Source organism: Oerskovia sp. NPDC060338 (assembly GCF_042726295.1).
In the GTDB taxonomy this organism is placed as follows: domain Bacteria; phylum Actinomycetota; class Actinomycetes; order Actinomycetales; family Cellulomonadaceae; genus Oerskovia; species Oerskovia merdavium.
On sequence record NZ_JBHXCQ010000016.1, the window covers coordinates 114,571 to 133,257 of the forward strand.

Below are 18,687 nucleotides of genomic sequence, written 5' to 3' on the forward strand. Positions count from 1 at the left end.
CGGTGCTCGACGGCCTGCACCGGTCCCGCCGCGAGCCGTGCTCGACAGCTCGATACCGACGTCCGCCTGCGCGAGCTCAGTACCAGTTGCTCGCCTGCGAGTGGGACCACGCGGCGCACGGGGTGCCGTAGCTGCCCGCGATGTAGTTGAGGCCCCAGGTGATCTGGGTCGCGGGGTTGGTCCGCCAGTCGGCCCCGGCGCTCGCCATCTTGGAGGCGGGCAGGGACTGCGGGATCCCGTACGCGCCCGACGACGGGTTGGTCGCCGACGAGTTCCAGTTGCTCTCCTTGGTCCAGAGCTTGTCGAGGCACGCGAACTGCTCGCCGCCCCAGCCGCGGGCCGCGACGAGCTGGCGCCCGATCTCGCGTGCCGACCCGGCCGCAGCCGGGCCGCTCGGCCGCTCCTTGGTGCCCTGCACCACGATCTTGGCGACGGGCTCGGACGTGACGCCGTCCGAGACGACCTCGCGGGACTCCTCGACACCGTCGACCGTGGTCACGCGCTCGACGAGCGTGTGCACGCCCTCGACGCCCTCCTGGGCGACCGTCGGGGCCTCGTCCTTGTAGACGTTCCCGTCCTCCTGGACGGTGGTCTCGAACGGGATCGGGGTCGTGGTCGGCAGGTCCGTGACGACCACGCGGTGGACGACGAGGGACACCGCGGGGTCTGCCGACGCGTCGCGGGCCACCGAGACGCGGTCGTGCTCGCCCAGGACGATGCCCTGCTGCTCGAGGATCGCGTCCACGCCGATGGACCCGTCCGGGGCCGTCCGGGTCACGCCGTCGGCGACGACGTTGACGGGCCCGTCCGCGTCGAGGCGCACCGGGAGCTCGGCGCGGCCGTCGGCCGCCGAGCGCGAGGCCACGAGGCGCACGTCGCCGCCGCGCGCCGCGAGCGTCTCGAGCGCCTCGTCGGCGTCGAGCGCGGTGAGCCACACGTCGCTCTGGGCGCCGTCGGTCTGCACGGTCACCTGCCGTCCGTAGCGCACGACGACGTCGGCACCGTTCTTCAGGGGCGCGTCGGCCCCGGGAGCGACCAGGTCGCGGTCGGTCACGCGCACACCCTCCTCGGCGAGGAGGCCCTCGACCGAGCCCGCGTACGTGCTGACCGAGGTGATCTGGCCGTCGACGTCGAGCTCGACGGTCTTCTTGGCACTGCCGTAGGCGACCGCTCCGGTCGCGACGAGCGCGACGGCCGTCGCACCGGCGATCAGGGGCCAGCGGCGGCGCTTGGTGGCTGTGGAGGCGGAGGCCTGTGCCTCGACGCCGGCAGGGAAGGTGTCCTCGGGGGCCGTGGTGTCGGAAGGCGTGAGAGGAGTGGGGTGCGCGCTGCGCGCGCCGGCGGTGCGGAAGGGATTCTTCACTCGGGTCCAGTCGTCGTGCTGTCCGGGCACGGGGGGGTCGAGGCGCGCGCTGCGGCGCTGCCCTGGTCCGCGCACGGCGCGAGGCGACGGGGTCGCTCCAGGGGCTCGACCAGCCGATCCGGCGGTCCAGGGTGTCGGGTCCTGGGCTGTGCAGCCTGCCGACACGGCGCCCGCGCTCGATCACACCAAGGCGACTTCTGCACGCGGGACACTCGACCGTAACCGACTCGTTATCGATCACCAAGTCGGTCCCGTTCGCCCGCGATCCACGTCACAGGACGATCCGGTCGGACCCGGACAGACCCTGACGTCGCACCCGGGGCAGGTCTCTCGCCCCCACGAACCTCACGCACGGGCACCGTGCCGGCACGGGAGAGGGGTGTGGCCCACGGCTCGCGCCGTGGGCCACACCCCTCGTTCGTCCGACCCCGGCGTATCGCCGTGATCAGGCACCAGGTCCGCTCAGAGCAGGCCGAGCTTCCGGGCGCACGCCGGCCACTGTCCCCAGCCCGAACGGGCCTGGAGGGCCTGCGCACGCTGGGTCTGCTCGGCGGCCGACGCGTCGGACGGGAGGCCGGAGCCGCCCATCGCACGCCAGGTGCTGGCCGAGAACTGGTAGAGGCCGTAGTAGCCGTTGCCCGTGTTCGTCGCGGGGTTACCGCCCGACTCGCACTTGGCCAGCGCGGCCCAGACGTCGCCGCCGACCGAGCTCGCCGCGGGAGCGGGCGCCGCTGCCGGCGCGCTCGCCTTGGGTGCAGCAGCAGCGGCCTGGGGGGCCGCAGCGGCCTTGGGTGCAGCCTTGGGCCGCTCCTTGGTGCCCTGCACCACGATCTTGGCGACCGGCTCGGACGTGACGCCGTCCGAGACGACCTCGCGGGACTCCTCGACACCGTCGACCGTGGTCACGTTCTCGACCTTGGTCGAGGCGCCCTCGACGCCCTCCTGCTTGACGACCGGGGCGAGGTCCGCGAAACGGTTCGCGTCCTGCTCGGTGACCGTCTCGAACGGGATGGGCGTGACGGTCGGGGTCTCGGTCACGGCGACGCGCTGGACGACGAGCGAGACCGCGGGCTGGGTCGTCGTCTCGTCGGCCGAGGTCGCCTCTGCCGTGGTCCCGTCGGTCGTGGGCTCGACCGTGCGAGCGACCGACACGCGGTCGAGCTCGCCCAGGACCACGCCCTGCTGGTCGAGGATCGCGTTGACGCCGATGCTGCCGTCGGGCGCCGTCTTGGTCTGGCCGTCGGCCACGACGTTGACGGGTCCGTCCGCGTCGAGGCGCAGGGAGAGGGCAGCACGGCCGTCGGCTCCCGAGCGCGAGGCCACGAGGCGCACGTCGCTGCCACGGGCCGCGAGGGTGTCGAGCGCCTCGTCGGCGTCGAGCGCGGTGAGCCACACGTCGCTCTGGGCGCCGTCGGTCTGCACGGTCACCTGGCGCCCGTAGCGCACGACGACGTCGGCACCGTTCCTCAGGGGCGCGTCGGCCCCGGGAGCGATCAGGTCGCGGTCGGTCACGCGTACGTCCTGCTCGTCGAGGAAACCCTCGACCGAGCCCGCGAACGTCGAGACCGTGGTGATGTTGCCGTCGACGTCGAGCTGGACGGTCTTCTTGGCGCTGCCGTAGGCAACTGCTCCGGTCGCGACGAGCGCGATGGCCGTCGCACCGGCGATCAGGGGCCAGCGGCGGCGCTTGGTGGCTGTGGGGGCGGAGGCCTGTGCCTCGACGCCGTCGAGAGAAGAAGGGGTCTGGGGGGTGTTGGCTGCGCTGTCGGCGCTGGCCGCGTGAGCGGTCCGGTCAATGGGGTTGTTCACTCGAGTCCAGTCGTCGAGCCTCCCGGGCACGGGCTTCGGGCGACGCAGCGCGCCACCGACGGACCCTGCGCTCCGAGGAGCATCGGGACGGGCGTCCGAGGACGTCCTACCGCTGGTTCCGAACGACCGATCCGGCTGTCGTCTACCACCGACGGACCAGTTCTCCGGCCGACAGCAGGACGCGCACCCTCCGTCCGTCTCGCCCCCGGTGATGAGCGGGTGGCGGCAGGGCGGGCTGCAGTGCGCGACAGTTGACCGTAACCGATCCGTTATCGAGTGCCAACCCCGTCCGGACGCGACGCCACCGTCCTGTCCGGTTTTCTCCACCTATGTCGGGGCGTGGAGCGTCCCTACCGAGAGAACCCTCACAGGGTCTCCGCACGGCCCTCGCTCAGTACCAGCCCTTGGCCTGCGAGTGGCTCCACGCGCCGCAGGGCGTGCCGTAGCGGCCCTCGATGTACCCCAGACCCCAGGTGATCTGGGTCGCCGGGTTGGTCCGCCAGTCGGCTCCGGCACTGGCCATCTTGGAGCCCGGGAGCGCCTGCGGGATCCCGTACGCACCGCTCGACCTGTTCTCCGCGGTCGCGTTCCACCGACTCTCCTTCATCCAGAGCAGGTCGAGGCACGCGAACTGGTCGTCGCCCCAGCCGCGCTGGGCCGCGAGGGACTTGGCGATCGCCTTGGACGAGCCCGGGTCGACCTTGATGGTCGACGGATCGAGCGAACCGACCACGACGACCTCGGTACGAGGCTCGCGCGTGACCGAACGGTCGACCACGGTCCGCGAGACCTCGGTGCCGCCGACCGTCTGGATCGCGTACGTCGTCACGGCCTCGCCGACCTTGCCCGACGTGCGGACCTTGCGCTGCCCCTGCGGGAGGTAGGGGTCCTTGACCTCCTCGGTCTCGAACGGGAGGGTCTCCGTGACCGTCGCCGCGCCGCTCGCAGCGCGGGTGACGAGGACGAGCATCCCGTCGACCGCTGCGGCACCGAGCGGGACCGACGCCGCGTCGCCCACCGACAGCGTGATCCCCGCGTGCTCCAGGACCCCCTCGACCGACGCCTCGGAGGTCGTGGCGGTCACGACCGCCCCGTCCACGGCGACGTGGACGGTCTTGAGGGTCGAGACCCGGATCTGCTCGCGGCCGAGCGACTGCGACCGGGACGCCGAGGTCATGGCTCCTTCGGCGCGCGGCCCCAGGGCGGTGAGCAGCTCCCCGACCGTGCGGGCCGTCGTGACGAACGTCTGCGACTTCCCGTCGAGCTCGAGCGAGATCTCCTGGCTGGTCCGGACGACGATGGTGCCCCCGTCGGTCGCGGGCTCGTCCACGGCGGGCTCCACGAGGTCGGTGTCCTTGAGCGCGACGTCCTGGAAGGCGAGCAGGTCCCCGACGGTCGAGCCGTACGCGCTGACCGTGCTGACCTCGCCGTCCAGGTCGAGAGTCACGGACTTGTGGGCCACCGCGAAGACTCCGGTCGCCCCGACCACGGTCGCCAGGATCGCGGCCTGCGCTGCGAGGCGCCACCTACCCGTCAGGGAGCTCCTGCGCACCCCGTCGCCACCGACCACGTGACCTTCCGTTCCTGTCTCGACCCGCGTACGCGACGCTCCGGGCATCACGGACAAGCAGACCGTAGTGGAAACGTGACCTCCGGGGAAAGCCCGTCCGGCGCGCCGCCCGGGACTCACCGGTCGGGCGAGGACTCACCAGGGGCCGTAGACCTGCTCGGCCGTGCCGCTCAGCCGGGCGCAGACCTCCTCGAGCGAGGTCCCCGTCACCTCGGCCACCTTCCGCACGGTGTGGGGCAGGAGGTACGGCGCGTTGGGCCGTCCGCGGTAGGGGTGCGGCGTGAGATAGGGCGCGTCCGTCTCGACCAGGACCTGTCCCAGCGGCACGGCCGCGAGGGCCGCGCGCAGCTCGTCGTTGGCGCCGAACGTCACCGGCCCGGCGAACGACAGGTACCAACCCTGCGCGGCACACAGCCTCGCCATCTCGGCGTCGCCCGAGAAGCAGTGGAACACGGTCCGCTCGGGGGCGCCGTCGGCGAGGAGGACCTCGATGACCTCGGCGTGCGCGTCACGGTCGTGGATCTGGAGCGGTAGGCCGAGCTCCTTGGCGAGCGCGACGTGCGCGCGGAACGACTCCCGCTGGACGGCCGCGCCCTGCGGGCCGGTGCGGAAGAGGTCCATGCCGGTCTCGCCGATCGCCCGGATGCGGTCGTTGCCGCGTGCGATCGCGGCGATCTCCGCGATGGCGTCGTCGAGCCCGACGGCGTGGCGAGGCTCGGGGGTCGGGGTCAGCCCGTCGGGGCCCACCTCGGTCACGCCCGCGTGCAGGGTCGCCTCGTTGGGGTGGATCGCGATCGCGCCGACGAGCGCCCGGTGCTCGCGCACCAGGGCGTCCGTCAGGCGGGCCGAGGGCAGGTCGCAGCCGACCTGGACCATGCGGTCCACGCCGACCCGGGCCGCGTCCTCGACGTGCTGCGCGACCGTCGGTACGGGGACGGGGTGCCCCTCCTCGTCGACGTCGGGCAGGACACCCGCGATCGACTCGAGGTGGGTGTGGTCGTCGACCACGGGCAGCGGCAGCGCCTCGGGGGCGGGCGGCCACCCGCGCTCACGCTTGCGGGCCACCGTCAGGCGCCCTCGACGACCGGGTCCTCGAGCCGCGGGAACAGCGACGCACCCTTGGTGACCGTGGTCCCTGCGGGAAGCGCGCCGAAGCGAGCGGCACCGTCGACCGGCTGGACCGCGAGCGCACCCAGCGGCGCCTCGGCGCCGAGGGACTCCCAGAGCGCCTGGGCGGCCTTCGGGGTGATCGGGTGCAGCAGGACGGCGAGCGAGCGCAGGGCCTCGGCGGCCGTGACGAGGATCGTGGCGAGGCGGCCCTCCTGGACCGAGACGGCGTCGGACCCCGTGCCGTCACGTTCCTCGTCGAGCTTGGCGACCTTCCACGGCTCCTGCTCCGTGAGGTACAGGTTCGTGGCGTCGACGAGCGTCCACACCGCGTTGATCGCCTCGTGGATCGCGAGCGCGTCGATCGCCTTCTCGGCTGCCTGGACCGCCTGCGCGGCGACCTGCTCGAGCGCCTGCTCGGCCGGCCCGGCGGGGCCCGTCTGCGGGAGAACGCCCCCGTAGTACTTGCCGACCATGGCCGCGACGCGCGAGGCCAGGTTGCCGAACCCGTTCGCGAGCTCGGCGTTGTAGCGCGCCGAGAGGTCCTCCCACGAGAACGACCCGTCCTGGCCGAACGCGATGGCGCGCATGAAGTAGTAGCGGAACGCGTCGGAACCGAAGTGGTCGATGATCTGGCTCGGCGCGATGCCCGTGAGCTTCGACTTGCTCATCTTCTCGCCGCCGACCAGGAGCCAGCCGTGCGCGAACACGGTCCCCGGCAGGGGCAGGCCCGCGGCCATGAGCATCGCGGGCCAGATCACCGCGTGGAAGCGCAGGATGTCCTTGCCGACCAGGTGCACGCTCGCAGGCCACGTGGCCGCGAACTTGGCCTGCTGCTCGGGGTCGTCGCTGTCCAGCCCGACGGCGGTCGCGTAGTTGAGCAGCGCGTCGAACCACACGTAGAGCACGTGCGTGGTGTCCCACGGGATGGGGATGCCCCAGTCGAACGTGTTGCGCGAGATCGAGAGGTCCTGCAGACCACCCTTGACGAACGCGAGCACCTCGTTGCGTGCGCTGGCGGGCTGGACGAACTCGGGGTGCGCCTCGTAGAGCGCGAGCAGGCGGTCCTGGTACGCGCTCATCTTGAAGAAGTAGTTCTGCTCGGAGAGCATCTCTACGGGCTTGCTGTGGATGGGGCAGAGCTTCTGGCCCTCGTGCTCGCCCGTGCCGTCGATCAGGTCGCCCGGGAGCTTGTACTCCTCGCACCCCACGCAGTACGGGCCCTCGTACGAGCCCGCGTAGATCTCACCCTTGTTGTACAGGTCCTGGATGAAGGCCTGTACGCGCTCGGTGTGACGGGGCTGGGTGGTGCGGATGAAGTCGTCGTTGAGCGCGTCGAGCGTGTGCAGCACGGGCTTCCACGAGCTCTCGACCAGGCGGTCCGCCCACTCCTGGGGGGTCACGCCGTTGGCCTCTGCCGTGCGCATGACCTTCTGCCCGTGCTCGTCCGTCCCCGTCAGGAACCACACCGGCTCCTGGCGCTGGCGGTGCCAGCGGGTGACGACGTCGGCCGCGACCGTCGTGTACGCGTGCCCGATGTGCGGGGCGTCGTTCACGTAGTAGATCGGGGTGGTGAGGTAGAAGGTCTCCGGGGCTGCGTCAGGCATGGTCCTCATGGTAGTTGTCCGGACCCGGCCGGTGCGCCGCGATGTCAGGTTTCGCCGACGACGACCACACCGCCCAGCGAGGGTGACCGGAACCGTCGACCGGAGTCACCGTCGCGACCGCCGACGACGACGAACTCAGCCCGTCGAGAGCTCGACCCGCAGGAGGTGGTCGTCCCCCTGCGCGGGACTCCCCCGCCCGTCCGTCTCGTTCGTCAGGACGAGCAGCGACACCCCGCCCCCACCCGTCGCCCCGTCCCCGGCACCGCTCCCAGGGTCCACGACGACCGCCCGCAGGCGCCCCCACTCGCCCGTGAGCAAAGCCTGCGGTGCGCCGAACGCGGCGGGCGAGGCTCCGCCGTCGGGCGCCGGGCTCGCCTCACCCTCCGGGGCCGCCGCACCGCCCGCGAACGGGACGCGCCACAGGCGCTCGCCCCGCAGCCCCGCGACGTACACGCCGTCCGACGTGACCGCGAGGCCGCTCGGGCTCGCGTCGGACGTGGGCCACGTCGCGACCGGGTCGACGAACGCCGTACCGTCCGGGGCGGCCGCCTCCCCGAGCGTCCCCTCGCGCTCCGGCCAGCCGTAGTTGCCGCCCGGGACGATCACGTTGAGCTCGTCGAGCGTGTTCTGCCCGAACTCGGACGCGAACATCCGCCCCGAGGCGTCCCAGCCCAGGCCCTGGACGTTGCGGTGGCCCAGGCTCCACACGCGCGAGCCGTCGGGGTTGCCCGGCGCTGCCTCGCCGTCGAGCCCGACCCGCAGGATCTTGCCCGCGAGCGAGCCCGGGTCCTGCGCGGCGCCCGAATCGGTCGCGTCCCCCGTCGAGACGTAGAGGAAGCCGTCGGGACCGAACGCCACCTGCCCGCCGTTGTGGTTGCTCGCCTTCGGGATGCCGTCGAGCACGGTCGTGAGCGCTCCCAGGCGGGCCTCGTCCAGGTCGAGGCGCCCCCGCAGCACCTCGTTCCCGTCCTCGCCCGTCCGGTAGACCACGACGGTCCCGTCCTCGGAGAACGTCGGCGCCACCGCGATACCCAGCAAGCCCCCTTCGCCGCCGTGGTCGGTCCCCGACGCGAGCTCGGCGGCCCCTTCGCCCGTCACGGCCGTGACGGAGCCCGCGTCCGGATCCAGGACGCTGACCGTGCCCTCGTCGCGCGAGGTGCTCAGCAGACGGCCGTCGGGGAGCGCCGCGAGGCCCCACGGCGAGGTCAGGTCGTCGATCAGGGACGTCGCGCTCGCCCGGACCGTCGGGACGCCCGGGGCCGGCTCGACGACCTGGCCGTCGAGCCCGGGGCTCGGGACGGGGTCGGGCCCGCCCGAGCAGGCCCCCGCGACCAGCACCGTGAGCGCGACGAGGGCGCCGGGCAGGACGTGCGCTGCTCTCATGGCAACCTCTCTGCGTGGCGACGGTGCCCGCGACGCGTGCGCGCGAACCCGCGCGCTGTCACACTCGAAGGAGCACTCATGTTCCAGGGATCCGAGCGAAGGTGCCGATCATGAACCCGAAAGTGCTCAGCTTCATCGTCGCAGCGATCGCCTACGGCGTCACGCTGGTCGTCGCGAACCTCGTGCTCGAGGGCATGCACATCGGCTGGCTGTGGGGGCTCGTCGCGGTGGCCCTGTTCACGGTCACGATCACGCTCCTGCGCCCCCTCGTCACGAGGCTCCTGGGCAAGCACGTCCACGGCTGGACGTGGGTCCTGGGACTCGTGACGGTCCTGGGGTCGCTCGTCGTGACGACGCTGCTCTCGCCGTCGAGCGGGTTCGACATCGACGGCTTCTGGACCTGGGTGTGGGCGACGCTCATCGTGTGGGTCGGCACGATCGTCTACGACCTGGTCGACGAGAAGGCCGTCGCGACCGCCGCGTCGCACGTCGACCGGTACCAGCAGCGCCCGGGGGCCACGCCCCCGACCCCGGCCGCGCCGGCCTGAGCCGACGCGGCGTGAGCCGGGACGGCCGACCGCAGCGCGCACGCGTCGATCACTCCGCCGTCAGGTGCCACAGGACCCCGCGGTCCGGGTCGAGCGAGGTGGCCTCGATCCCGACCTGGGAGAGGACGACGCCCGGGAGCACGACGCCCTCCTCGACCGCGGTCCACGGCGGCAGCACCCCGGAACCTGACCTCTCGACCGGGCTGACCTGGCGGACCCGGTACCGGCGCTCCGGGTCGAGCCCCGGCACGGCGACCCGTCCCGGGGGCCAGGTGATCGGTCGGTCGACCACCGCGAGCTGGAAGATGGCCTCGCTGCGGTCGTTCGCGACGACCCCCTCCAGGCGCAGCGCGGGGTCCCCGAGGTCCGCGTGGACCACGTCGCCCGAGTGCAGCAGGGACCGGTGCGCCTGGTGGAACGCCACCCAGGCCCGGACCTCGTCGAGCTCGTCCGGTGAGGCCTCGAGGAGGTTCGTCTCGATCCCCAGGTGCCCCCACAGCGCGACCTGCGCGCGGAAGTCGAGCGGGTGGACCCGGTGCGTGGTGTGCGACTCGCGCGCTCCGATGTGCGTCCCCTGGAGCTCCGGCGGCACGAGCAGGCGGGTCCAGCGCTGGATCCCGAGCCGGTCGTGCGGGTCGTTGCAGTCCGAGGCCCACACCCGGTCGGTGAGCTGGAGCACGCCGAGGTCCACGCGGCCACCGCCGCTGGCGCACGACTCGATCTCGAGGCCAGGGTGCCGCTCCTTGAGCTCGGCCATGAGCGCGTAGGCGGCCAGGGTCTGCTCCCGGACCCCGGCCCTGCCCGTGGGCGTGTGCCCGGCGTCGAGCAGGTACCGGTTGTGGTCCCACTTCACGTACGCGACGCCCAGACGGTCGACGACCTCGGACATCGCGTCGCGGACGTGACGGTACGCCTCGGGGTGGGCCAGGTCGAGGACGTGCTGGTGGCGCGAGGCCATGCCCGGGCCGTGCCCGGCGTCGAAGACCCACTCGGGGTGGTTCCGTGCGAGGTCGGAATCGAGGTTGACCATCTCTGGCTCGAACCAGATCCCGAAGTCCATGCCCAGCTCGCGCACCCGGTCGGCGAGCGCGTCGATCCCGTCGGGCCAGACCGTCGAGTCCACGGTCCAGTCGCCGAGCGAGGTGGTGTCGTCCCGGCGACCGGTGAACCAGCCGTCGTCGAGGACGAAGCGTTCCACCCCGACCGCCGCGCCGGCCTCGGCGAGACGTTCGAGCGTCGCGAGGTCGTGCTGGAAGTAGACGGCCTCCCAGGTGTTGAGCAGCACGGGCCGCGGTGCGCGTGGGTGCGTCGGGCGCGACCTCATCCAGCGGTGCACCCGGTGCGAGAGATCGTCGAGGCCCTCGCCCCACGAGCCGTAGAGCCACGGCGTCGTGCTCGACGTCCCCGGCTCGAGGACCAGCTCGCCGGGCCACGGGAGCTCGCCGCCCGAGAGCCGGCGGCTCCCGGCCGGGGTGCGCTCCGCGACGAGCGCGTGGTTGCCGCTCCAGCCCAGGTGGACGCCCCACACCCGCCCCGAGCGGTTGGCGAACCCCTGCTCGCCCGCGAGCATCATGAACGCGTGCTCGAGCCCCGGCTTGCCGCCCCGGCTCTCGCGCACCCAGGTCCCGACGTCGAAGGGCCGCCGCTGAGGGACCCTCTCGAGGGCCCAGCGTCCGGCGAGGTCGCACAGCTCGGTCGCGGTCGGCGGGACGGGCAGGCCCAGCTCGAGCGCGCGGACCTCGTAGGGCGCGCCGCCCCGGTTCCCCACCTCGGCCCGGACCCGGACGAGCCCCGACGCGAGAACCTCGAGCTCGACGCCCAGCGTCAGGGCGTAGGCGTCGTCGGACGAGGCGACCCGCAGGCGCTGGACGTCGCTCGCACGCTCGACCACGACGTCGTCGACCACGAACCGAGGAGCCCAGTGGGCGCCGGAACGGTCGCCCACGACACCGGGCCGCCCGAGCCACCCCTCGGCGAGCTGCGCCACGACCGGCACCGGCTGGGGGTACGTCACGGCCGAGTCCCCGATCGCGGGCGACGCGGTGGTCTCCATGGTCGCGAGGTCGGCATCGGTCAGGTCGCCGAGGTCGGGCCCCCAGTGGAGGACGCGGGGCAGCCGCGCGCCGCTCGTCGTCACGACGAGGCTCGTCCCGCCCCCTCGGAGGTGGACGACTGGTGTCTCGACGGTCATCTGCACTTTCCCTTCACGCCGCTGGTCGAAGCCATCCTGCCCGACGCGGGCCGGGGCGCGGGAAGCGTCCACCGGAGGGCTCGGTCGTGCCCACGGCGCGCGTCGACCGCGCCCGGACGTCGGTCCACCTGCCCTGCCCGACGGCGGGGCGCACCCGGGCGTTCAGGTGCGCCCCGTCGTCGGGCGGCTCGCGCTACTGCAACCGCGTCAGGCCCTTCTTGAGGTTCCGGATCGCCTGCCCCGTCCGCTGCTCGTTCTCGATGAGCGCGAACCGCACGAACCCGTCGCCGCCCGGCCCGAACCCCACGCCCGGCGAGACCGCGACGTCGCAGCTCTCGATCACGTGCGTCGCGAACTCGATCGAGCCCATCTCGCGGTACGGCTCGGGGATGCGCGCCCACGCGAACATGGTGCCCTTGGGCCGGTGGATGTCCCAGCCGATGCGGTCCAGCCCGTCGCACAGCGTGTTGCGCCGCGACTCGTAGACCGCCGAGACCTCCGTGGGGAAGTCGAGGGCCTCGTTGAGCGTCACGGTCGCCGCGATCTGGATGGGCTGGAACGTGCCGTAGTCGAGGTACGACTTGAGCTTGGCGAGCGCCCCCACGACGTCCGGCCGGCCCACGAGGAACGCGACGCGCCACCCGGCCATCGAGTACGACTTGGTCATCGAGTAGAGCTCGACCGCGACCTCCTTGGCCCCGTCGCACTCCATGATCGAGGGCGGGCGCCAGCCGTCGAACGTCATGTCGGCGTACGCGAGGTCGTGCACCAGCACCACGTCGCGCTCGCGCGCCCAGTCGACCAGGCGCTGGAGGTCCTCCTTGGTCGCGATGGTCGTGGTCGGGTTGTGCGGGAAGGACAGCACGACGACGCGCGGCTTGGGCCACCCGTACTCCCACGCCTCCATGACGCGGTCGATGTACCCCGAGGCGTCCGTGCCGTCGCCGATCGCGACCTGCCGGGCGTCGGCCCCCGCGAAGTAGGGCCCCCAGATGTGGATGGGGTAGCTCGGCGTGGGGACGATCGCCGCGTCGCCCGGCTGCAGCAGCACCCACATGAGGTGGCTGAAGCCCTCCTTGGCGCCGATGGTCGAGATGATCTCGGTCTCCGGGTCGAGCGTCACGCCGAACCGGCGCTGGTACATGTCCGCGGCCGCCTGCCGGAGCTTGGGGATGCCGCGAGACGCCGAGTACCGGTGGTTGCGCGTGTTGTGGACCGCCTCCGCGAGCTTGTCGACCGCGATCTGCGGGCTCGGCAGGTCGGGGTTGCCGAAGCCCAGGTCGATCACGTCGCGCCCGGCGCGGCGCGCCTCGAGCTTGAGCGAGTCGATGATCGTGAAGACGTACGGGGGCAGGCCGGGGATCCGGCGGAACTCCATCTCGCGTGGCATGGAGGCAGGGTACGCCTGCGGTGCGCGGGCCGTCGTCCGGTCCGGGGGCAGGTCCTTCTCCCGGCCCGGGCGCCCGGCCAGAGCGCCCGGTCCGAGCGCCCGGTCCGGGCGCTCGGGCAGCGCCGTCAGACCGACGTGCCCTCGATCGCCTGCGCGAGCGCCTGCGCGTCGCTCCAGTCCCCGGCCCACCGCTCGCCGTCGATCACGATCGTCGGCGTGCCGAAACCTTGCGGGCCCGCGAGCGCCGGGTCGCTCGTCGCGGCCTGCGTGGCCTCGGCGACCCAGGGAGCGAACTCGGCCGCCCCGCCGTCGGCCAGCTCGGCGACGACGTCCGCCGGGACGCCCGCCGCGCGGGCGACGTCAGCGATCTGGGCGTCGCTCAGGCCTGCCGTCCCCTCCTGGGGCTGGTGCGCGAGCAGCCCCGCGTGGAAGGCCTGGAACGTGTCGGGGGCGCGGTCGGCCACGAGCGCGGCCGACGACGCGGCGCGCGTCGAGTACGCCGTGCCCTGCGAGTACCGGTCGAGGATCGCGATGGGGTGGAAGACGACCCGCACGCTCCCGGCCTCGCGCAGCTTCGTGAGGCTCTCGCCGTTGACGGCCTCGAACCGACCGCAGACCGGGCACATGTAGTCGACGTAGACCTCGACCGTCACCGGCGCGGACTCGTCGCCCGCGCCCGCGAGCAGGCCGTGCTCGGGAGTCGCCGTCCCGGGCGCGACGGCGTCCTGCCCCGATCCCTCGGGCGCGCCCGCCACCCCCTGGCCGACGGGCTCGGCGGACGGCGCCCCGCTGCCGACCGCGAGGAAGGCGGCGACCCCCACGAGAAGCAGCAGGACGAGTCCTGCGAGCACCGAGACCAGGGTCACGCGGGCGCGCCGCTGCGCGGTGGGCCGCCCCTGGACCGCCGCGACCTGCGGCCCGACGGCGTAGCCCGCCCCGGGCGCGTACGTCGCGTCGGGAGTGGGGTACGGCTGGGGGTGGTGCGCTGCGTGGCCACCCGGAGCGTAGGGCTGCTGGGCGTAGGGCTGGGCGGCGTACGCGGGGGCGAGGTGCGCCGGCGAGGCAGGTCCCGGCGCGTACGGGTGCGGCGTGTACGGCGGGGTCGGGGCACCGTAGCCCGCCGGGGCGGCCCGGCGTGCCGCGAGCGCCGCGTCGACCGCGGGGTCGCCGCCGGCGGCGAGCCACGAGAGCAGCCCCGGATAGGCGCCGGGGTGCGCGGCGACCTGGGGACGCAGGTCGGGGAACTCGCCGGCGACCTGGGCGAGCACGGTCGGCGGGGCGGTCGGGTCCTGCACGGCGCGGAGGGCCTCGTCACGGAGCATGGGTCGTCGGTCCTCGGGTCTCGCGGCGGGCGCTGGCGGCGCGAGACCCACCGCCGGACGGACGCCCGGCACGTCGAGGACTCGCGCACGCCAGGGTACGCGGCCCCCGAGCGGCGGACGCCGCCGCGCCCGATCCCCGGGGCGGGCTCAGGCCCCCGGCGACCACCCGAGGTTGCGCGCCATCTGCTCGAGCGTCGCGATCGTCCGGTCGTACTGCTCGCGCGTGATCCCCTCCGCGAGGCGCTCGCGCGAGAGCGAGACCGCGTCGAGGAGGTCGTGGTATGCGTGCTGCCCCGCGACGGTCACCTCCCACCCGGCCCCGCCCTGGGTCACCCACCCCCGGGCCTGGAGGTCGGAGATCTCCGCGCTGACCGCGGGTGCGTGGCCCCCGGGCCGCGCACCCCCGGTCGTGAACGGTGACAGGACGCTGTCGACCGTCGTGACGTCCGAGACGCCGTCCCTGACCATGTTGAGGACCTGCCAGTGGCGTCGCGTCAGTCCCGTGCGCAGGAAGACCTCGTCGACGTCCTGGTCGATCAGCCGGTCGACCAGCTTGAGCCAGTACCCGATGGGCCGCTCGCCCGGGTCGCGCTCGGTCGTCGCGCCCCCCGCGCTCGCGCCCTTCACCGACCTCTCGTCGCCTGCCGGGTCGTCGATCCTCTCGGACGCGCTCATGGTCGGCTCCTTCGCTCGGCCTCCCGGCGTGCGGTACGCCCGCCGGCGGATGCTTCGTCTGGTGACCCAGCGTACGAACGACCGGGCCCGGGCGCTCCACGAACGACGTCCCCGGTGGCAGAGTGGGGTCATGACCAGCACCGACACGACCGCCAGCGGTCGCGCCCTGATCGTCGTCGACGTCCAGCCCACGTTCTGCGAGGGCGGTGAGCTCGCGGTCGAGGGCGGGAACGCCGTCGCGGAGGCCATCGCGGCCTTCGCGGCCGAGCGGCGCACGGACTACGACCTCGTGGTGACCACGCAGGACTGGCACGTCGACCCGGGGCACCACTTCGCGACGGCCCCCGAGGTCCCCGACTTCGTCGACACGTGGCCCCCGCACGGCCTGGCCGGCACGCCCAACGCCGAGCTGCACCCGGCGCTCGCGGACCTCGCTCCGGACGCGAGCGTCAAGAAGGGCGAGTACCAGGCCGCGTACTCGGGCTTCGAGGGGGTCGACGGCGAGGGCCGCACCCTCGCGCAGCTCCTCCAGGACGCCGGGGTCTCCTCGGCCGACGTGGTCGGCATCGCGGAGTCGCACTGCGTCCGGGCGACCGCGCTCGACGCGCACGGGCTGGGGCTCGCGACGCGCGTCCTGACCGACCTGACCGTGCCGGTCTCGGAGGACCTGGGCAAGGCGGCGCGCGGGGAGCTCGCGGCGGCCGGCGTCGAGCTGGTGCGGTCGACCGAGGTCTGAGGGCACCTCGGGACGAGCACGTCCGCTCGCGCCGACCCGGCCGCGCGGGGTCAGCCCTTGCGCGCCGCCAGTGCCGCGGCGTACAGCTCGCGCTTGGGCACACCCGTGGCGGTCGCGACCTCGGCGACGGCCTCCTTGAGGCGCTCTCCGGCGTCGACCCGGACGAGGACCTCGCTCACGAGCTCCTCGACGGAGACGGCCTCGCGCGCGGGTGCCCCGGCCACGACGATGCAGATCTCGCCGCGCAGCTGCCGCTCGGCGGCCTCGGTCGCGAGCTCGCCGAGCGTCCCGCGCAGCACCTCCTCGTACGTCTTGGTGAGCTCGCGGCACACGGCCGCGGGGCGGTCGGGGCCGAACCCCTGGGCCATCGCGGCGAGCGTGTCGTCGATACGGTGCGGGGCCTCGAAGAAGACCATGGTGCGGGGCTCGCGCGCGAGCGCCTCGAACGTGCGTGCGCGCTCGCCGGGCTTGCGGGGCGGGAAGCCCTCGAAGCAGAAGCGGTCGGTCGGCAGCCCGGACAGGGCGAGCGCGGTGAGGACCGCGCTGGGCCCGGGGGCCGAGGTGATGGGCAGGTCGCGCTCGACGGCCCGGGTCACGACGCGGTAGCCGGGGTCGGAGACGGACGGCATGCCGGCGTCGGTCACGATCACGACGGTCCCACCGCCCTCGACGACGTCGAGCAGCTCGTCGGCACGCTCGACCTCGTTGTGCTCGTGGTAGCTCACGACGCGCCCGCCGATCGAGACGCCCATGCGTGCGGCGAGGGCGTGCAGGCGGCGCGTGTCCTCGGCCGCGACGACCGCGGACTCCGCCAGGAGGCGTCGCAGCCGCGGGCTCGCGTCCTCGACGTTGCCGATGGGGGTCGCGGCCAGGACGAGGTGCCCGTCGTCGCGCGGGCGGCGACCTGCGGGCGCGTCGTCGTGCGCGTCGAGGGTGTCCTCACCCTCCGGCCCGACGGCGTCGCTCACCTCGCGCGCCACGTCCTCGCCTTCGCCGGGGGCCTCGGTCGGGTCGGGATCGAGGTGCCGGTCGGAGGTGGGGTGCGCGTGGCTCATACCCCCTAGCGTTCCACGTCCTACGATGGCCGACGTGCCCCAGCCCTCCACCGACCCCACGCCCGTAGCCCCCGGTCCCGGTCCGGGCGACGACTTCCCGTTCCCGGTGGCCGAGGTCGAGACCGGGGAGGACGCCGGGCTGTCGGTGCGTGACCGTCTCCTGCTCAAGCTCCTGGGAGCACGTCGCCTCGCCCTGGGGTCCACGTCCAAGGACCGCTTGTGGGGGTGGCTCGGACCTGCGCTGGTAGCGCTGCTGGCGGGCGGTCTGCGCCTGTGGGACCTGGGCCGTCCCGGCAACCTCGTGTTCGACGAGACGTACTACGTCAAGCAGGCGTACACGCTCCTGCGGGTCGGCTTCGAGGCCAAGTGGCCCGAGGACCCCAACCCCGCCTTCGAGGCCGGGAACGTCGACACGTTCCTCAACCTGCCCGACTACGTGGTCCACCCGCCGCTCGGCAAGTGGATGATCGCGGGCGGCATGCAGCTCTTCGGCGGGGCCGAGAACCCCTGGTCGTGGCGCATCTCGACAGCGCTCGTCGGGATCCTCGCGGTGTTCCTGCTCGCCCGGATCGCGCGCCGCCTGTTCGCCTCGACCGCGATGGGCGTCCTGGCGGGCGGGCTGCTCGCGATCGACGGCATGGCGATCGTGCACTCGCGCACGGGGCTGCTCGACAACTTCCTCATGTTCTGGGTGCTCGTCGCGTTCGGGTTCCTCCTGCTGGACCGCGAGCAGGCCCGACGCCGGCTCGCGGACCGGGTCGCCGCCCTCGTGGACTCGGGCCGGGAGATCGGCCGCTACGGCCCGCGGCTCGGCTGGCGCTGGTGGCGCTTCGCGGCGGCCGTCTCGCTGGGGCTCGCGTGCGGGGTCAAGTGGTCGGGCCTGTACTTCCTCGCGGTCTTCGCCCTGCTGTCGGTGCTGTGGGACGCGACGGCGCGCCGCGCCGTCGGGATCAAGCGGTGGTGGGAGGACGCGCTGCTCGCCGATGCGATCCCGGCCGCGCTCGTCATGCTGCCCACCGCGGCGCTCACCTACCTCGCGACCTGGTTCTCGTGGTTCCGCTCACCGAGCTCGTACATGCGCGACTGGGCCGCGGCGCACCCGGGCGAGGGCGTGCAGTGGCTCCCCGAGGCGCTGCGCTCGCTGTGGGCGTACCACCAGAAGATGTGGGACTTCCACACGGGGCTCAGCGCCGAGCACTCGTACGCGTCGAAGCCCATCGGCTGGATCGTGCAGTGGCGGCCCACGTCCTTCTACTACCGCGACGGGTCCGACGGCGTGACGGGATGCGGCTACGACGAGTGCGCGCGGGTCATCACGTCGCTGGGCAACCCGGTCCTGTGGTGGTCGGCCGCGCTCGCGATCGTGGCCACGGTCGTGCTCCTGGTGTGGCGCAAGGACTGGCGCGCGACGGCCGTGCTGAGCGGCCTGGTCGCGGGCTGGCTCCCCTGGTTCGCGTACCCGGACCGCACGATCTTCACGTTCTACGCGATCGTGTTCACCCCGTGGGTCGTCCTCGCGCTCGTCTACGTCGTGACGGTCCTGCTCGAGGCCACCGAACGGGACCGCACGGCCCGCGGCTGGGTGATCTGGGCCGTGACCGCGCTGTTCACCGTGATCGTCGTGATGAGCATCTTCTTCTACCCGATCTGGACGGCCATGAACGTCCCCGAGTGGTTCTGGCGACTGCACATGTGGCTGCCCAGCTGGATCTGACCCGTCGCCGGGCGGGTGCGGTCTCCCCGTACCGAGCGTGCGGTCGTCGTCGGTCGAGCGTGCGGTCGTCGTCGGTCGAGCGTGCGGTCGTCGTCGGTCGAGCGTGGGGGGGGGGGGGGGGGGGCCCGGGGGGGGGGGGGGGGCCCCCCGGGGGGGGCCCGGGGGGGGGGGGGGGGGGCGCGGCCCCGGCCTGACGGTCCGTCTCGCGCGGCTCCGG

14 protein-coding genes are annotated in these 18,687 nt (G+C 73.4%); 3 read left to right on the top strand and 11 right to left on the bottom strand.

Going from position 1 to position 18,687, the window contains the following annotated elements; all coding sequences use genetic code 11:
- Positions 1-76: 76 nt before the first annotated feature.
- The 6 genes from ACFWGN_RS19065 to ACFWGN_RS19090 all read right to left on the bottom strand — a co-directional run bounded on the left by ACFWGN_RS19065 (position 77) and on the right by ACFWGN_RS19090 (position 8,839).
- Positions 77-1,363, bottom strand: coding sequence for a ubiquitin-like domain-containing protein (locus ACFWGN_RS19065; RefSeq protein WP_377619094.1), 1,287 nt, complete (start codon positions 1,361-1,363; stop codon positions 77-79).
- 462 nt (positions 1,364-1,825) lie between these two features.
- Entirely contained in the window at positions 1,826-3,172 is a 1,347-nt protein-coding gene (locus ACFWGN_RS19070) for a transglycosylase family protein (RefSeq protein ID WP_377619096.1), read from the bottom strand.
- 391 nt (positions 3,173-3,563) lie between these two features.
- A complete protein-coding gene (locus ACFWGN_RS19075) occupies positions 3,564-4,724 on the bottom strand; it encodes a ubiquitin-like domain-containing protein (RefSeq protein WP_377619098.1) in 1,161 nt (386 codons plus the stop codon).
- Positions 4,725-4,877: 153 nt separating this feature from the next.
- Complete coding sequence (locus ACFWGN_RS19080) at positions 4,878-5,807, bottom strand: TatD family hydrolase (protein WP_191800453.1); 930 nt, start codon at positions 5,805-5,807, stop codon at positions 4,878-4,880.
- Positions 5,808-5,809: 2 nt separating this feature from the next.
- A complete protein-coding gene (metG, locus tag ACFWGN_RS19085) occupies positions 5,810-7,456 on the bottom strand; it encodes a methionine--tRNA ligase (RefSeq protein WP_377619101.1) in 1,647 nt (548 codons plus the stop codon).
- A 135-nt stretch (positions 7,457-7,591) separates the two neighbouring features.
- Positions 7,592-8,839 (bottom strand): PQQ-dependent sugar dehydrogenase, encoded by a 1,248-nt coding sequence (locus ACFWGN_RS19090; protein WP_377619103.1) that lies wholly within the window; start codon positions 8,837-8,839, stop codon positions 7,592-7,594.
- Positions 8,840-8,949: 110 nt separating this feature from the next.
- Between ACFWGN_RS19090 and ACFWGN_RS19095 the strand changes: the two genes are divergently transcribed.
- Positions 8,950-9,387 (top strand): hypothetical protein, encoded by a 438-nt coding sequence (locus tag ACFWGN_RS19095; RefSeq protein ID WP_377619105.1) that lies wholly within the window; start codon positions 8,950-8,952, stop codon positions 9,385-9,387.
- Positions 9,388-9,436: 49 nt separating this feature from the next.
- Here ACFWGN_RS19095 and ACFWGN_RS19100 read toward each other — a convergent pair whose 3' ends face one another.
- The 4 genes from ACFWGN_RS19100 to ACFWGN_RS19115 all read right to left on the bottom strand — a co-directional run bounded on the left by ACFWGN_RS19100 (position 9,437) and on the right by ACFWGN_RS19115 (position 14,965).
- On the bottom strand, positions 9,437-11,578 hold the full coding sequence (locus tag ACFWGN_RS19100) for an alpha-galactosidase (protein ID WP_377619107.1): 2,142 nt from the start codon (positions 11,576-11,578) through the stop codon (positions 9,437-9,439).
- Positions 11,579-11,771: 193 nt separating this feature from the next.
- Positions 11,772-12,968 carry an aminotransferase class I/II-fold pyridoxal phosphate-dependent enzyme gene (locus ACFWGN_RS19105; protein WP_225219757.1) on the bottom strand — a complete coding sequence of 399 codons (1,197 nt, stop codon included), beginning with the start codon at positions 12,966-12,968 and terminating at the stop codon, positions 11,772-11,774.
- Between the two features lie 125 nt (positions 12,969-13,093).
- Positions 13,094-14,290 (bottom strand): DsbA family protein, encoded by a 1,197-nt coding sequence (locus tag ACFWGN_RS19110; RefSeq protein ID WP_377619109.1) that lies wholly within the window; start codon positions 14,288-14,290, stop codon positions 13,094-13,096.
- A 147-nt stretch (positions 14,291-14,437) separates the two neighbouring features.
- The gene (locus ACFWGN_RS19115; RefSeq protein ID WP_377619111.1) at positions 14,438-14,965 is read right to left on the bottom strand and encodes a hypothetical protein; all 528 of its coding nucleotides are present in this window, start codon (positions 14,963-14,965) and stop codon (positions 14,438-14,440) included.
- Positions 14,966-15,095: 130 nt separating this feature from the next.
- Here ACFWGN_RS19115 and ACFWGN_RS19120 point away from each other — a divergent pair, with 130 nt between their 5' ends.
- Entirely contained in the window at positions 15,096-15,701 is a 606-nt protein-coding gene (locus ACFWGN_RS19120) for an isochorismatase family protein (RefSeq protein ID WP_377619113.1), read from the top strand.
- A 50-nt stretch (positions 15,702-15,751) separates the two neighbouring features.
- Here ACFWGN_RS19120 and rsmI read toward each other — a convergent pair whose 3' ends face one another.
- Positions 15,752-16,756: a 16S rRNA (cytidine(1402)-2'-O)-methyltransferase gene (gene rsmI, locus ACFWGN_RS19125; protein ID WP_377619115.1), complete on the bottom strand. Its 1,005-nt coding sequence runs from the start codon at positions 16,754-16,756 to the stop codon at positions 15,752-15,754.
- Between the two features lie 25 nt (positions 16,757-16,781).
- Here rsmI and ACFWGN_RS19130 point away from each other — a divergent pair, with 25 nt between their 5' ends.
- Complete coding sequence (locus ACFWGN_RS19130; RefSeq protein WP_377619117.1) at positions 16,782-18,470, top strand: dolichyl-phosphate-mannose--protein mannosyltransferase; 1,689 nt, start codon at positions 16,782-16,784, stop codon at positions 18,468-18,470.
- The last annotated feature ends 217 nt before the right edge of the window (positions 18,471-18,687 follow it).